The sequence below is a fragment of the Agromyces albus genome, assembly GCF_030815405.1.
GTDB classification, from domain to species: Bacteria; Actinomycetota; Actinomycetes; order Actinomycetales; family Microbacteriaceae; genus Agromyces; species Agromyces albus_A.
Genome location: NZ_JAUSWX010000001.1, coordinates 3714542 through 3729767 on the forward strand (window position 1 = coordinate 3714542; position 15226 = coordinate 3729767).

The 15226-nt window shown below is 67.7% G+C and carries 15 protein-coding genes; 3 read left to right on the forward strand and 12 right to left on the reverse strand.

What is annotated here, in order from left to right:
- Positions 1–106: 106 nt before the first annotated feature.
- From QFZ29_RS17575 to QFZ29_RS17585, 3 genes are all read right to left on the reverse strand, one after another.
- A complete protein-coding gene (locus tag QFZ29_RS17575; RefSeq protein ID WP_306895503.1) occupies positions 107–259 on the reverse strand; it encodes a hypothetical protein in 153 nt (50 codons plus the stop codon).
- A gap of 226 nt (positions 260–485) precedes the next feature.
- Positions 486–1232: an IclR family transcriptional regulator gene (locus QFZ29_RS17580; protein ID WP_306895505.1), complete on the reverse strand. Its 747-nt coding sequence runs from the start codon at positions 1230–1232 to the stop codon at positions 486–488.
- A gap of 25 nt (positions 1233–1257) precedes the next feature.
- The gene (locus QFZ29_RS17585; RefSeq protein ID WP_306895507.1) at positions 1258–2433 is read right to left on the reverse strand and encodes an adenosylhomocysteinase; all 1176 of its coding nucleotides are present in this window, start codon (positions 2431–2433) and stop codon (positions 1258–1260) included.
- Positions 2434–2671: 238 nt separating this feature from the next.
- On the opposite strand from QFZ29_RS17585, the gene QFZ29_RS17590 reads away from it, so the two are divergent.
- Positions 2672–4066, forward strand: a complete 1395-nt coding sequence (locus QFZ29_RS17590) for a ricin-type beta-trefoil lectin domain protein (protein ID WP_306895510.1) — start codon at positions 2672–2674, stop codon at positions 4064–4066.
- Positions 4067–4076: 10 nt separating this feature from the next.
- Here the strand turns inward: QFZ29_RS17590 and QFZ29_RS17595 are convergent, their stop codons facing one another.
- The 4 genes from QFZ29_RS17595 to QFZ29_RS17610 form a co-directional block, all read right to left on the reverse strand.
- A complete protein-coding gene (locus QFZ29_RS17595) occupies positions 4077–5366 on the reverse strand; it encodes a family 1 glycosylhydrolase (RefSeq protein WP_306895513.1) in 1290 nt (429 codons plus the stop codon).
- Positions 5367–6215, reverse strand: coding sequence for a carbohydrate ABC transporter permease (locus QFZ29_RS17600; RefSeq protein WP_306895515.1), 849 nt, complete (start codon positions 6213–6215; stop codon positions 5367–5369).
- Positions 6212–7162, reverse strand: a complete 951-nt coding sequence (locus QFZ29_RS17605) for a carbohydrate ABC transporter permease (protein ID WP_306895517.1) — start codon at positions 7160–7162, stop codon at positions 6212–6214. Before QFZ29_RS17605 ends, QFZ29_RS17600 begins: the two co-directional genes overlap by 4 nt.
- Positions 7163–7228: 66 nt before the next feature.
- Complete coding sequence (locus QFZ29_RS17610; protein WP_306895518.1) at positions 7229–8485, reverse strand: extracellular solute-binding protein; 1257 nt, start codon at positions 8483–8485, stop codon at positions 7229–7231.
- 173 nt (positions 8486–8658) lie between these two features.
- On the opposite strand from QFZ29_RS17610, the gene QFZ29_RS17615 reads away from it, so the two are divergent.
- Positions 8659–9702: a LacI family DNA-binding transcriptional regulator gene (locus tag QFZ29_RS17615; RefSeq protein ID WP_306895519.1), complete on the forward strand. Its 1044-nt coding sequence runs from the start codon at positions 8659–8661 to the stop codon at positions 9700–9702.
- A gap of 69 nt (positions 9703–9771) precedes the next feature.
- Here the strand turns inward: QFZ29_RS17615 and QFZ29_RS17620 are convergent, their stop codons facing one another.
- From QFZ29_RS17620 to QFZ29_RS17630, 3 genes are all read right to left on the reverse strand, one after another.
- Entirely contained in the window at positions 9772–10782 is a 1011-nt protein-coding gene (locus tag QFZ29_RS17620; protein WP_306895521.1) for a LacI family DNA-binding transcriptional regulator, read from the reverse strand.
- Positions 10783–10797: 15 nt separating this feature from the next.
- Entirely contained in the window at positions 10798–12030 is a 1233-nt protein-coding gene (locus QFZ29_RS17625) for a Gfo/Idh/MocA family protein (RefSeq protein ID WP_306895522.1), read from the reverse strand.
- Between the two features lie 170 nt (positions 12031–12200).
- Positions 12201–12635: an Lrp/AsnC family transcriptional regulator gene (locus tag QFZ29_RS17630; protein WP_306895524.1), complete on the reverse strand. Its 435-nt coding sequence runs from the start codon at positions 12633–12635 to the stop codon at positions 12201–12203.
- A gap of 125 nt (positions 12636–12760) precedes the next feature.
- Here QFZ29_RS17630 and ctlX point away from each other — a divergent pair, with 125 nt between their 5' ends.
- Positions 12761–13723, forward strand: coding sequence for a citrulline utilization hydrolase CtlX (ctlX, locus tag QFZ29_RS17635; protein WP_306895526.1), 963 nt, complete (start codon positions 12761–12763; stop codon positions 13721–13723).
- A gap of 75 nt (positions 13724–13798) precedes the next feature.
- On the opposite strand, the gene QFZ29_RS17640 is transcribed toward ctlX, so the two are convergent.
- On the reverse strand, positions 13799–14290 hold the full coding sequence (locus tag QFZ29_RS17640) for a hypothetical protein (protein WP_306895528.1): 492 nt from the start codon (positions 14288–14290) through the stop codon (positions 13799–13801).
- Between the two features lie 271 nt (positions 14291–14561).
- Positions 14562–15170: an RNA polymerase sigma factor gene (locus tag QFZ29_RS17645; RefSeq protein ID WP_306895531.1), complete on the reverse strand. Its 609-nt coding sequence runs from the start codon at positions 15168–15170 to the stop codon at positions 14562–14564.
- Positions 15171–15226: the final 56 nt, after the last annotated feature.

A 15226-nucleotide genomic window follows, 5' to 3' on the forward strand; every position in this document is an offset into this window, starting at 1 on the left:
CACGTGCGGCACGTTCATCCTTAAGCTGAGCGACGGCCCGGTGCACACCGCGGAGCACGACGGCCCGCTCACGCGCACTCACTCGCCGCGCGACATCCGCTGCGAGTCAGCGTTCGGGGCCGACGAGGCAGAATCCTCGAGCGACGAGCGTGCCGGCGATGTGCCGCGCGTACCACTCCGGCCAGTGCACGTCGTAGACGCCGCCGAGCACATCGGCCTCGTAGTCACCGTGTGGGCTCGCCGCGTCCCGCGCCGCCACGGCTGAGATCGTGGGCTTGGGCGGCGACCGGAATCATCGCCACCATGAGAGGCACGATGGCCGCCAAGAGCAGGGTCTGTCGTTTCATGGGGCCACTGTGGCCCGCGGGCCTCGGATGTCGCGCCCGGGAGGTGCCCGGGGTGGGCCCCGGGCATCCGCGCCCATCACGGGGCGACGTGCCTATCTGGCCGCGCGGTTCGAGAATCGCCCTGTACGACGGCCGCCGTCAGCGCCCGCCGAGGCGCGCCGAGATCTCCGCCCCAGTCGCGCGGGCTGCGGCCACCACGTCGTCGAGTTCGACGGCGCTGTACGACGTGCCGATGTACGGCACGGTGAGCGCCGCGACCGTGTCGCCTCTGCGATCGGTGATCGCCACCACGACGTCGGTGATGCCGGCCTGCAGCCGGTCGGGCCGGGTGAGGTAGCCGGCGGCGAGCTGCTCGGCGTCGCCCGACAAGAGCACAGCGGGCTCGGCGGCGGCAGCGGCATCCGTCGACCGCATCGAGAGCACCGCCCCGGTGGCCGTGCTCTCGAGCGGGAAGCGCGCGCCCACTCGCACCTGGTACCCGAAGTCGGCGGGCGACTCGGCCTGTGCGATGACGCGCACTGCGCCGGCGTCGTCGACGCTGAGGTTGCACGACTGGCGGATCTCGTCGGCGAGCGCGCGCATCGGCCCGGCGGCGAGCTGCACGAGGCCGCGCAACGGCGGGTGACGGTGAGCGAGGTCGAAGAGCGCCATCGAGAGCACGTAGCGCCCCGAGCCGTCGCGCGTGAGGTAGCCGCGGCGCTCGAGCGTCGCGAGCACCCGGTAGATCTGGCTGACGTTGCGGCCGACCGCCTCGGCGATCTCGGTCTGGGTGAGTCCGCCGGCCTCGCCCGCGAGGAGCTCGAGGATGTCGAGCGCCTTGTCGAGCGCGGGCGCCGAGTAGTCGGTCGCGCGGCCGGCACTGCGATCGGCAGCGTGTTCAGTCATGCGGATGCCTCCCCTCACGCCCTGCTCAGCGGTTCGCGCCGAGCGCCCGCACGAACAAGCGGGCGATCTCGCGCTCGAGGTCGTCGGGCACGGGCTGGGCGCCCGGCGCGAGCGACGCCGCCGCCGTGGCGACCCGCTCGAGCGAGAGCGACTGCAGCAGGAACCCGAGGTCCATCGCCTCGAGCGAGTTGCCCTTGGGCTCCCGGCCCGCGAGATTCACCATGCGTCCGCCGGCGAGCAGGATGAGCTCGCGTCCGTCGGGGAGGTCGATCTGCTCGATCGCCGCATCGAGCTCGGTGACCGCCGTCGAGCCGCGGTACAGCGCCTCGGTGTCGATCTCCCACGGGAAGTGGCCGGCGTTCGCCAGCACGGCGCCACTCGGCATCCGTTCGATGATCTCCTCGGTGATGATGCCGGGATGGCCGGTCGCCGTGATGAAGAACTCGCCCCACTCGGCGAGGTTGCCGAGCTCGTCGACGCGGTAACCGTCGAGCGCCGCCTCGAACGCCTTGATCTCGTCGATCTCGGCGACGGCCACGCGCCCGCCGAACGCCCTGAGGTACTGCGCGATTCCTCGCCCGCACCAGCCGTAGCCGGCGACCACGAACCGCCGCCCCGGGATCATCAGGTTCGTGATGCGCATGATGCTCTCGACGACCGACTGGCCGACGCCGTGCCGGTTCTCGCCGATGGCCTTCAACTGGCTGTCGTTGATGACGATCGTCGGGAACGGCACGCGGCCCGTGAGCTCGGTGCGCAGACGGATGCCGCCGCTCGTCGTCTCTTCGGTTCCGCCGATCACCGAGCCGGCCGCACCCGCGGCGACGATGCCCGCCACGAGGTCGGCGCCGTTGTCGAGCACGATGTCGGGTCGTGCCGCGACGACGGATGCCACGTTCGCCTCGTGCTCGGCCAGGGTGTCGTCGCGGCGTCCGAAGACGGTCATGCCGGCGTCACGCAGGTAGGCGACGACGTCGTCTTGCGTCGAGCCGTGGTTGCCGGTCGCGACGATCTCGGCTCCGCCGGCGGCGAGCACCTCGAGGAGCACCGCGGTCTTCGGCTCGAGGTGCAGCGACATGCCGACGCGGCGGCCGGCGAACGGCAGGCGTTCGGCGAACTCGCGACGGGTTGCGGCGAGGAGCGGCATCCGGGACCTGATCCATCTGGTGCGAGAGGCACCGCGCTCGAGGAGTTCGGACATGTCGGCCCACTTTCATATACGAATGCTGCTTTCGCATATGGTATCGCGGTCGAGCGACGCCCGGCAGATCGGCCTTCACGGTAGGTGCCGAAATCGACGTAATCCGGGACGGTCGGACGAGACCTCTTGCGCTGAGGGGCCGAGGTGTGAGAGCTTCGGGACTCTGATGTTGACGTCAACATCCCGAGATCGCGGCGCATCGACGCCCCGCGAAGATTGGAGACCGATGAGAAACCCAATGGGCATCGTCCTCGCGGCGGCCCTCCTCACGGCGGTGGCCGCCCCACTCCCCGCCGTCGCCGCTCCCTCGATCGGCCCCGGCGGTACGAGTGAGTTCCGCGGGGTCAACTGGGCCGACCCGCGCGACAACTATGCCGACGACGAGGTCGTGCCGTCCGGACTGGACACTGACGACGACTACCGGACCACCTACGCCAAGGCGTCGGACATCGTGCTGGAGTTCCGCAAGGAGGTGGGCGCCAACACCGTGCGGCTGCCCATCAACCCGTCGAGCGTCGGCACGGCATGGTGGGAGTCGTACCAAGGCGCGATCGACGCCGCCACGCGCCACGGCTTCAAGGTCATCCTGAGTTACTGGGAGGCCGACAACGCCAAGGACGGCCGAGCCGACGACCCGGCGGCGTTCGACGCCATGTGGGACACCGTGGTCGCGGAGTACGGCAAGAACCCCCTCGTGTACTTCGAGCCCATGAACGAGCCGTTCGGCTACACCCTCGACGAGTGGGTCTCCCTCACCTCGGGCTGGCTCGACGACCACAGCGACGTCCCGCGCAAGCGCGTGATCATCTCGGGCACCGGCTACAACGACGACGTCACGGGCGTCGGCGCGGCCGAAGAGCTCGAGGGCACGCTGCTGTCGCTGCACTTCTACGGCTTCTGGGCCGACCACACCACCGAGGAGGAGTGGAAGCAGAACCTCCTGCCCCGAATCGGCGAGTACGGCTGGCGCACCGTGGTCTCCGAGGCGGGTTCACCCATGACCACGGGCCTCAACTACGGCAACCACGAGGGCGACGTCTACACGTCGTACCTCGGCGCGCTCACCGAGGTGGCCCGCGACCAGGGCATCGGCCTCGTCTACTGGCCCGGCCTGCGCACGAACGACGCCTACACGCTCACTACCTTGAGCGCGGACGGCGAGCTCGAGGTGACCAACGAGTCGGGCCTGGCGCAGATCCAGTGGGGCTGGGGTCTCCTCAAGGAGGAGCAGCTCAACGACCTGCCCCCCGCCCCTCCCGGCGAGCCGCTCGTGAGCGTGAAGCACGGTGTGTGCGTCGACGTCCCGGGATTCTCGACCACGGCCGGTACCACCCTCGGGCTCTGGTACTGCAACGGCGGCGGGAACCAGTCGTTCAACTGGACGGCCGAGCGCGAGCTCTCCGTCTACGGCGACCTGTGCGTCGCGCCCGTCGACGGGGTCGCCGCCGGCAGCCGGCTCATGATCGCCGACTGCACGGGCACGCCCGACCAGCAGTGGGAGCTCAACGCCGACCTCACGATCAGCAGCGCCGCGGATGCCGGCCTGTGCCTCGCCACCCCGGAGAACGAGTGGGGCCCGGTGCTCGCACCATGCGACGCGACCGCCACCACCCAGCAGTGGACTCGCGGATAGCGGTCGGCTGCTACTGAAGCGCGCCTGTCTCCCTCACACGGGGAGGCAGGCGCGCGGCGCGCGCATGCGCTTCGAATCGGGCGGCGACGGCATTGCGGCGTCGTTCGAGGCCGGTCTGCGTCTCGGCTAGGTCGAAGAGACCCATCGTGAGTCGGTGCGCCATGGGTGGCTCGGTCGAATGGCGGTAGGTCCACTCGATCATGTCGAACAGGGGCCACCACGTGTAGCCCACGACGTCGACGCCGCTCGAGCGAATGCCCTCGATCGCGGCGAGCGACGACTCCAGCCACTCGATTCGTTCGGCAGGGCTTCCGGTCAAACACGTCTCGGTGACCATCACGGGCGCGCCATATCGGTCGGCGTACATGCGGAGCATCTCGGTCAGCCCCGCGGTGCCGTCGTCGCGCGTCGGCCGCGGATCGGCGAACCCTCCGCTGTGATGGACGCCCGCCTCGAAGACCTCGGTGGAATGCCGCGGGTAGTAGTTCACGCCCATGACATCTGGCCTGACCGCGTGGTCGGCGAACCAGGCGAGCTCGTCATCGCCGACGCCGTGCCCGGCGAGCAACGGTGCGAGGGGATGCTCGTCGCCGACGCGCCCCGTCACGAGATCCTCCACGAGGAACGCCTGTTCACTGAGTCGCCGTGCCTCCGCGCGATGTTCCGGCGCATCGATGTCGCCGACGTAGCGCAGCGAGGCATCGACGTGGACGAACGTGGCATCGGATTGCACGTCGGCAATGCCGCGCTGCGTCTCCACGAAGCCCCGCGCGAGCGCCGCCGACATGGCCACCAGCCCGGCCGGCCCGCGTCCATACGGTGGCCAGTAGCCGTACTCGCCGCAGAACAGCGCGTGGATCATCGGCTCGTTGACGGGCGTCCAGTCGGTCGCGACATCCGAATACCGCTCGGCCGCTCGCGTCGCGAACTCGGCGACGTGCTTCGAGTAGTCGGGATTCAGGAACTGGTCTTCGAGCCAGAGCGGCGTGCCGTAGTGCAGCAGGTCGACGATCGGGCGCACACCGAGCTCGCCGAAGCGCGCCATGACGCGGTCGGTCCAATCCCAATCCCAGATGCCCGGCGCCGGGCTGACCCGATGCCACGGGATGCCCCATCGGAGGAACTCAGCACCGACCGACTTCGCGAGCGCGAGATCGTCGTGCCACCGGTCGTAGTGCTCGGTGAGCTCGTACTCGTCGATCGGCCGCTCCCCCGCCCGTTCCTGCGGCACGAACGTGTTCTCGATGCCCGCACCGAAGTGCAGCCGGCCGTCATTCCACCACTGAGCTTTCGTCGTCACTTACTTCATTCCCGTCGTCGCGACGCTCTCGATGAAGCGTCGCTGGATCATCAAGAACATCACCGCGAGCGGCAGCACCGCGATGAGCGAGCCCGCCATCATCACGCCCTGCGGGATGATCCCGCCGGGCCCCGTCAGCAACGTGAGCCCCGAGGTGATGGTGCCCATCTCGGCGTCGGTCGTGAACACGAGCGGCCACAACAGGTCATTCCAGTTGTTGACGAACGTGAAGATGCCGAGGGTGAGCAGGGCGGGGACCGCATTGGGCAGGATGACACTGCGGAAGATCCGGAACTCACTCGCGCCATCGATCCGCGCCGCGTTGTCGAGGTCGCGTGGCAGCGAGAGGAAGAACTGCCGCAGGAAGAAGATGCCGAAGGCGTCGGCCGCGCGAGGTGCGATCAGTCCGGCGAACGTGTTGACCCACCCGAGGTCGGCGACGAGCTGGTATATCGGAATCAGCGTCGCCTGGAAGGGGATCATGAGGCTCGCGATGATCGCGATCAGGAGCACCCGGCTGCCGCGGAAGTCGATCCGGGCGAGCGCGTAGGCGGCGAGCGAGTCGAACACGAGCGCGAAGAGGGTGACTCCGCCGGCGAAGACCACGCTGTTCACGATCAGCCGGGCGAAGGGCAGTTCGTCGAAGATGCGCGCGAAGTTCTCGAGCGTCCACTCACCTGGCACGAGCGTCGGCGGGTAGGCGTTCACCTCGGCGATGGGCTTGAACGCCGTGAAGAGGATGATGGCGATCGGAAGGAGTGCGGCCGCGGCCGCGAGCAGCATGCCGAGCCCGAGGATGACGGATGCCGCGCGCACGCGACGCGGGCGACGGAGATCGGTCGCGGTCATTGGGTGTCCTGCTCTCGACGGCCGAAGAAGACGAACTGCACGAGACTCAGGAGCAGCGTGATCGCCAGCAGCACATACGACAGCGCCGAGGCGAAGCCGAGCTCGAGTTCGCGGAAGCCCGACTCGTAGATCTCCATGACGATCGTCTGGGTGGATCCGAACGGACCGCCGCCCGTCATGACGTAGATCTGGTCGAAGGCCTGTAGCGCGGCGATGAGGGCGATGATGAGCACGAAGGCGAAGGTGTTGCTCAGCATCGGCAGGGTGATGTGCACGAACCGCTGCCAGGCGTTCGCACCGTCGACGACGGCGGCCTCTCGCAGGCTTGCCGGGATCTCCTGAAGGCCCGCGAGGAAGATGACCATGTAGAAGCCGAAGTTCTTCCAGACCGCCACGAGGGCGACGGTCGGCATCGCGAGCGCAGGGTCCTGCAGCACGTTGCCGAGCTGGAGCCCGGCACCGCGCAGCCAGTAGTTGAGCAACCCGATCTGCGGATCGAGCAGGTACGACCAGGCGAACGCCGCCACCGCGAGCGACACCACGAACGGCAGGAACAGCGCCGTGCGGAATGCGCCGCGCAACGGCAGGCGCGGATGATTCAGGGCAAGCGCGAGCGCGAGCGCCACGATCACCGCGGTGGGCGTGAACAGCGTGGCGTAGAGCCCGGTGTTGCCGAGCGCCCGGAGCACCGCCGGGTCGGTGAAGACCGTCGCATAGTTCTCGAAGCCGACCCAGCTCTCACGGCCGAATCCGCTCGAGTCGGTGAACGAGAGCCGGAACGCCGAGAGCATCGGCCAGGCGACGAAGGCCCCGAGCAGAACGAGCGCCGGCGCGAGGAACAGCAGCGCGAGCAGGCTGCTCCGGGAGCGCCGGGGGCCGGCGCCACGGCCGCCGAGCGGGGCGGGCGGCCGGTATCGCGCCGCCGGCTTGTGCAGGGTGGTGGACATGGTTCTCCGTTCCGATCGGGTGGGGGCTGGCGCGGGGTTGCCGCCCCCACCCGGGATGCCGAACGCTCAGTCGGCCAGTGCGGCCTCGATCTCGGCTTGTGCGTCCGCCAGCAGCGTGCCTGGGTCATCGCCCGCGAGCGCTTTCTGCGTCGCCGTGTCCATGGCGGACAGCACGTCCACGCTCGCCGTCACGCCCGGCAGCAGCGGGCGGCCGGTCTCGGCGATCTCGGTGAGCGACGCGACGACGGGGTTCGACTCGACCGCGGAGGCGGGGATGTCTCCGCGCAGCGGCGGCCATCCCGAGCCGAGCGACCACTCCGTCGCGACCTCCTCGCTGAAGAAGTAGGAGAAGAACGCTTCGGCGCCTTCGACCTGGGCGTCGTCGGCCTGCGCGGTGATGCCCATGCCGACGCCGATCGCGCTCGCCGCCTGCGCCGCTGGGCCGGCCGGGATCGCGGCGATGCCGTAGTCGATGCCGCTCGCCTCGGAGATCGACGCCATCCACGGTCCGCCCACATGCATCGCCGCCTTGCCCGAGCTGAACAGCTCGTCGGCACCGATGCCGTCGAGCCCGGTCGGGGAGATCTTGCTCGTCGCGACGGCGGATGACCAGTACTCGAGCGTGGCCACGTTCTCGGGCGAGTCGATGACGGCCTCGCCGTCGGCGACGAGGTCGCCGCCGCCACCGTAGAAGAGGCTCGGCCAGAGACCGTTCGCGACGGTGGCGTGGTCGGGAAGGGCGAGCCCGTACTGCTCGGGAGTGCCGTCACCGTTCTCGTCAACGGTGAGCTGCGTGGCGACGGTCACCCATTCGTCCCACGTGGCGGGGAATTCAGTGATCCCGGCGGCGTCGAACAGCGTGCGGTTGTAGAACACCGAGAGGGGCACGAACCCGGTCGGCACGCCGAACTGGGTGCCATCTGCCGTCACCATGTCGATCGCAGCGGGCACGATCTCGGCGACGTTCTCGTCGTCGGCGTAGAGCTCGCCGAGGTCGACGAACGCGCCCTTGTCGGCGTAGACGGGCATGCGCTCGGCGGGCATCGCGACGATCTCGGGACCTTCCTCTGCCGAGAGTGCGGGAAGGAGCGTGTCGTCGATGACATCCCAGGTCTTCACCTCGGTCTCGACGACCACCTCTTCCTGCGAGGCGTTGAAGTCGTCGACGATCTGCTCGAGCACGTCGCCATCGGCTTCCGTGTAGCCGTGCCAGAAGGTGATCGTCGTCGGACCATCTGAAGCGGGCTGAGCCGGGGCGCATCCGGTCAGGGCAAGCGCCCCGGCCGACACCGCGGCAAGTAGTGCCGTTGCCGTCTTCCTCATCGAAGTTGCCTTTCTGTGGTGACGTCGTCGTCATCCCGCTCGACGTCGTCGGGTTGGGGGGCGCCCTGCGTTACGGGCGATGGGTAAACGTTGTAAGGTAAACGTTGTACCAGCATCTAAACCCAACCCGGCTCCAGTGTCAAGCGGTAGATACAACGTTGTACGCTTGCGTGGTGTCGAACGAGATCGGAGGACGAGTGAGTACGACGCTGCACGATGTCGCACATCACGCCGGCGTCTCCATCAAGACCGTCTCGAACGTCGTGAACGGGCTCGGCAGGGTCAGCGCGGCGACGCGCGAGCGGGTGCTCGCCTCGATCGCCCAGCTCGACTACCGACCCAACCTGTCCGCCCGCAGCCTGCGCTCCGGTCGAACGGGCGTCATCGGCCTCGCCATCCCCGAGCTGTCACTCGCCTACTTCGCGCAACTCGCAGATGCAGTGATCGAGGAGGCCGAGCGACGCGACCTCGTCGTCCTCATCGAGCAGACGCGTGGCGGCGACCGTGCCCGTGAACTCGAGCTCCTGCGCGGCCCGCGACGACAGCTCACCGATGGGCTCATCTTCAGCCCGTTCGGCATGACGGAGGAGGACACCGAGCTCCTCGACATCCGCTCGCCGCTCGTCCTGCTCGGCGAGCGGCTGCCCGGCGCGAACGCCGACCGCGTGACCATGCGCAATGTCGAGGCGGGCGCGGCGGCGACTGCGAGCCTGTTGAAGCTGGGGCGTGAGCGGGTTGCCGTCATCGGCGCGCATCTCGATGCACGCCTCGGTTCCGCCGTTCTCCGCTACGAGGGTTACGTGCAGGCGCTCCAGGAGCACGGCATCGAGCTGCGCGACGAGCTCGTCGTGGAGGTCGACCTCTGGCACCGCAGCAACGGCGCCAAGGCGATGCGCGAACTGCTCGCGCGGGGCGAGCCATTCGATGCGCTGTTCGCCATGAACGACGAACTCGCGCTCGGCGCCCTGCGGGTGCTGCAGGAAGATGGCATCGACGTGCCGACCGACGTCGCGCTCATCGGATTCGACAACGTCGACGATGGACGCTTTTCGCGACCGAGCCTCTCGACCGTCGACCCGGGTCGTTCTGAGATCGCTTCGATGGCGGTCGATCTGCTGCTCGAGCGTATCGGCGGCGCCACCACCGACGACGTTCCACCGCGCGAGCTGCAGTCGCCGTTCCGCATCATCGAACGCGAGTCGACCAGCGACGAATGAGATCGGTCGGTTCCGTCGTTCCGAACGCGTCGTCACGTCCCTGATGGCAGCGGATGCCGCGAGGCGGGGTTACTCGCACCCGCATGACTGACGAATCACCAGCGTCGCCGGCTGCACGAGACGCCGGGGGGCATCGACCTCTTTGTCGAGGACCTGCTCGACGGCGGTGGCGGCCATCTCCTGCACCGGTTGCTGCACGACCGTGAGTTGGGGATTGGTGAACTCGGATTCCTTCGTGCCGTCGAAGGCGACCACCGCGACGTCGCCCGGCACGGAGAGTCCCGACTCGTAGAGCGCGCGGTACAGGCCGATGGCCTGCAGATCGGAGCTGACGAAGACGGCACTCGGCCAGTTGGGACCGGCGAAGAGTCGAAGGCCGGCCCGGTAGCCACCCGCACGGGAAAACGCGTCGCGAGCGATCGGCCCGTCAGGCAGGCCCGCATCTCGAATGGCCTGGAGCCAGGCTGCCTCTCGGAGCTCGATGTCGGCGCCGCCGCTGCCACCGATGATGAGACCGATCGTGGTGTGACCGTGGCCTATCAGGTGCTGCACGCCCTCATAAGCTCCCTTGAATGCGTCGACGCCGACGCTGTTGAAGGTGTGCACCTCGCGGAACGTATTCAGCAGAATCGTGGGTATCCCGGTATCGGGAAGAGCTGCGACATCCGGGCGCGCCAAGACGCTCGTGATGATGATGCCGTCGACCTGCCGTGCTGCCATGTTGAGGATGTGCTGCCGCTCGACGGTCGCATCGCCCTCACTGTTGGCGAGGATCAGATCGAAGCCGCGTTTGGCCGCCGCGTCCCCCACGGCGAGCGCGAATTCCGCCCACAGCGGGTTGTCGATCTCGGGAAAGATGAACCCGAGAAGCCGTGTGCTTCCGGTTCGGAGGGCTCGCGCGCTGACATTGGGACGGTAGCCGAGCACGCGGATCGCGTTGCGGACGCGTTCTGCTGTGGCGGCGGCGACCGGCCGCGGTCCTTCGTTGACCACGTAGCTGACGACAGCGGTGCTCACCCCGGCATAGCGGGCAACGTCGGAGCGCGTGACTCGCTCGTGCGACGATGCACCGTTGGTCACGGCTTCACATACCTCTCAGCTTGCTTGTCGGTCGAGTGTATTCGACGCGTCAGCCGAGGCTGGGGCATCCCCGAAATCGGGGATCTCGAGGCGAGCGCCGCCCTGGAGAGCGGACTGGTGCGCGATGATGCCGGGCAGCGTGTACCGGGCAGCCACCCACGCGTTCACGGGAGGAAGGGTTCGATCGACGACGGCACGAACGAAGTCGTCGACGAGGAAGTGGTGGCTGCCTTCGTGCCCACTCGGAACGCCGTGATAAACCTCGGGGAGTCGATCGACGTCGTGGACTTCGGCGTAGCCCGACACGAACGCCTCCCGCAATTCGGGTGCGACGTTTGCAAGCGAGGGGTCGTCGAGGGACATCGTCGGCTTGGTCTCGATCTGGTCGCTGATGTCGAAGACATCGTGCTTGTCTTGCCACACGCTGACCGTGGCAAGCTGCTCGAAACTGGCCTCGGTGCCGAAGTACCGGAACCGGGACTCCCTGATCTGCGAGGGGTAGCCCACGCGCCGCATCTCGTTGATGCGCATGACGCCGCCGTTGTCGAGCTCGAACAGGGCGCTGGCGTTCGAGAAGTCGTTGTCGAACTGGCTGATCTCCTTGTCGAAGACTCCGTCGTTGCGGTCGTCTCGGACTCCGATGCAGCTGACACTCACCGCATGGCCCGGGATCGCACCCAGCACCCCACCGACCGAGTGGGTGGGATAGAGCATCGGCGGGTAGCTGGCGGTCTTCTTCCACTCGGCACCGCCGCTGTACTGGTAGGCGGAGTAGAACCCCAGGTCCATGTCGTGGACATAGTCACCCTCGGCATAGAAGATGCGGCCGAAAGCTCCCTCGGCGACCTTCTTCCTCGCGAAGACGGTGGCCGGGTTGTAGTGACTGGTCTCGCCCATCATGTAGGTCAGACCGGTCTCGCGTACCGCGTCGATGATCGCCGAGATCTCCTCTTGAGAGATCGCCATCGGGACAGCCGAGTACACATGCTTGCCGGCACGAAGCGCCTGGACGACGAGCGGTCCGTGCGTCCAGCGCTGAGTGAAGAGCGCGATCGCATCGACGTCGGAGGCAAGAAGTGCCTCGAAGTCGGCAACCGTGCCGTCCAACTCTTCACGGTCCACCAGCTCCGTTGCCCTCTCGGGCAGCAGATCCGTCACCATGACGGCGCTCACGTCGGGGTGCATCTTGAACAGCGTGGCGAACTGGGCGGCGAATTGCCCAGCTCCCACCACTCCGATGGAGATCATGTGAAGCCTTTCGAGGAGCGATTGCTCATGGATGCCCTGTGACGATGGACTTGGTCATTCTGACACCCTTGTCTACTCGTGACAACTTCTCGGTGTCCGCGATCCACTGAGAAGAACCGGCCGTTTGCAACCAGCACGCTACTCGCGTAGATGCATCCGCGCTCCACGACTCAGAGCATCACCGAGCTGAGCAGCAGGCTCGTCTCGCTGTTCTGCACGCCGTGGATCGACCGGATCGCGCCGAGCACCCGGTCGAAGTTCCCGAGACTGTCGGTCTGGATCTCCGCCACGAGGTCCCAGCTGCCGTTCGTGGTGTGCAGCGAGCGAATCTCGGGGATGCCCCGTAGGTGGCGGATGACGTCGGTCGTGGTGCGCCCCTCGACCTCGATGAGCGCGATCGCCCGCACCGAGTCGAGGTCGTCCTGCTCACGGATCACCGCGGAGAACCCGACGATGACACCCGAGGCGATGAGCCGATCGATCCGGCTGTTCACGGTGGCCCGCGTCACGTCGAGTTTGCGGGCAAGACTGGCGATCGGCTCCCGGGCATCGGCCCGTAAGGCCGCCAGGAGACGCCGGTCAAGGTCATCGAGCGGGATCGCCATGATCAGACCGTATAACACCCGCTTCACTTCTGCACATTTGACTGGGCGAAATGACGCACTCAGCACATTGCCGCTGCATATCGCGCACTCGTACCGTGAGAGCAACGAGCAGAGGAGGCACGTCGTTGAGCGTTCAGGCGCCGAGCGCGGTCGTGCTCATCCGCCCGCACCGATTCCGGCCGAACCCCGAGACTGCCGTCGACAACGCCTTCCAGTCGCTCGATCCCGGCCGTAGCGATGAGGAGATCGCACTCGCCGCTTATAACGAGGTGACGGCCGCGGCCGCGGCGCTCGAGAGCGCCGGCGTCGGCGTGCACCTCTTCGAGGACCCCGATGGCAGTCGCCCCGACAGCGTGTTCCCGAACAACTGGTTCTCGACGCATCCCGACGGTCGCGTCGCGACGTATCCGATGTTCACCCCGAATCGACGAGCCGAGCGACGGTGGGACGTCATCGAGTTCCTTGAGCGCGAGTACGTCGTCGGCGAGGTGGTGGACTACTCCGGACTCGAACGCGACGGCATCTTCCTCGAGGGCACCGGCGCAATGGTGCTCGACCACGTCAACAGAATCGCCTACGTGGCGCGGTCGCATCGGGCCGACCCGGTCGCGTTCGAGCGGTTCTGCGCGGACTTCGAGTACGAGCCGATGCTGTTCGACGCGGTCGACGAGCACGGCGTGCCGATCTATCACACGAATGTGATGATGGCCGTCGCGACCGATTTCGCCCTGGTCGGACTCGACCTGATCACTCCGGCAGAGCGCCGGGAGGAGGTTGCGAGCCGCCTTGCCGACTCGGGCCGGGAGGTCGTCGTGCTCAGCGCGGGCCAGGTGCACGAGTTCGCCGGCAATGCGATCGAGCTTCGCGGCTCGCGCGGGCGGATTCTCGCGATGTCTCGCCGGGCTGAGGCGAGCCTCACCACCGCCCAGCGCGAGATCATCGAGCGGAGCTGCCGGATCCTCGCCGTTGACGTCGAGACGATCGAACTCGCCGGCGGCTCCGTCCGCTGCATGATCGCCGGCATCCACCTCGATCGGCGGCCGAGGTCGCTGCGGCGCATGGATGAGGACTCTCCGCGGGGTTGGTGAGGTCGGCCGTGCTCAATGCGAGAACGGACCCCCGCCGATCGGCGAGGGTCCGTTCTCGAGTGCGTCAGGCGCGGGTCAGTGGCCCTCGACTCCAGCTCCGACGTCGACGCCGGCGTCGCCCCCGAGGTCGACGGCGCCGCCGACTCCTTCGACGGTCTCGAGGCCGGTCTGGCCCAGTTCTTCGACCTTCTCGACGCCGGTCTGGCCCAGCTCCTCGGCAGCATCGAGCGCAGCCTGGCGCTGCTCCTCAACCGTGCCGAGTCCGCTCTGAACCGCGTCTTCAGCGGCCTTCAGCGCGGCTTCCTCGTCGAGCTCGGCCTGCACCTCGGCGTCGAGCTTGACCTCCTGCGAAGTCTTCACGTCGACCTTCGTGTCGACGCCCGAGTCGGTCACCAGCTCGGCCGGAACCTGCCCGGTGACCTCGTTGAAGACCTCCTGGGCTGCGGTGGGCAGCACGCCGGTGGCGCCGGCCACGCCGGTGCCGGTGATACCCACTGCCGCCGCGGCACTCGCGCCGATTGCGATCTTCGCTGCCAGGCCGAGGCCGACAAATCCACTCAAAGACACTCTTCTTCTCCTTGTTCTCGGCGTCGACGCCACAGGCGCCAGCACCGAAGTCGATGCGGTCATTCCGTCTGCAGAAGTTGAGATCCTCTCCACCCTCTCGAGGTCGAGGCGAAGCGCCAACGCAGCCGATGGCTGAGGGGGCGCCTCGTAAGAGGCCTGCCGGAACATCGAAACGGCGTCTGCCACAGCGACGAGGTCTTGGCGTGCCTCGGGGGTCTCCCCGCGCAGCACGGCCGAAGCCTCTTCGTCTGTGATCCGGTGGTCTCTCATCTCACTCCCTGCTATCGCCGGATGCCGCCGTAGGGGTACGCCCTGCGGAGAACTTTTTTCGAAGTGACTGGAGCGCGCGTCGCTGCAGCGCCTTCACGGCGCCCGGGCGCTTGCCGAGGATCTCGGCAACCTGCTCGACGGTGAGGTCGGCGACGATGCGCAACACCATGACATTTCGCTGGTCGGGCGGGAGCCCGTCGAGCACCGCTCGCGCCGAGGCATCCGTGAGATTCTCGATCGCCTCGTGCTCTGCGCTGGGGCTTCGACGCGCGTCGAGCTCGTCGCTCCACTCGACGTCGTGGCCGCGCTTCGACCGCTTGCGCAGCTCGTCGACGAGCCGCCGATACGCGATCGTGAACACGAACGTGCGGAATTCCGCCTCGCCTCCGCGGAAGCGGTCGAGCTGGTCGAAGACCGCGAGGAACACCTCGCTCGTCAGGTCTTCGGGCTCGTACGACCCGCGAGCCCTGAGGAAGGCGGTGACCGCTGGGGCATGGTCGACCCACAGATTCGTGCACGCCCACGACGCACCCGACTGGGCTGCAAGGAGCACCGCTGGGAAGGCGTCGGCATTGATGCCCTTGCCGGGGACCGAACGGGATGAGGGCATGCGGCGGAGGTTTGAGCGGGGGAGTGCGCCCTCAATTTCAGCCATGACCAGAGAGC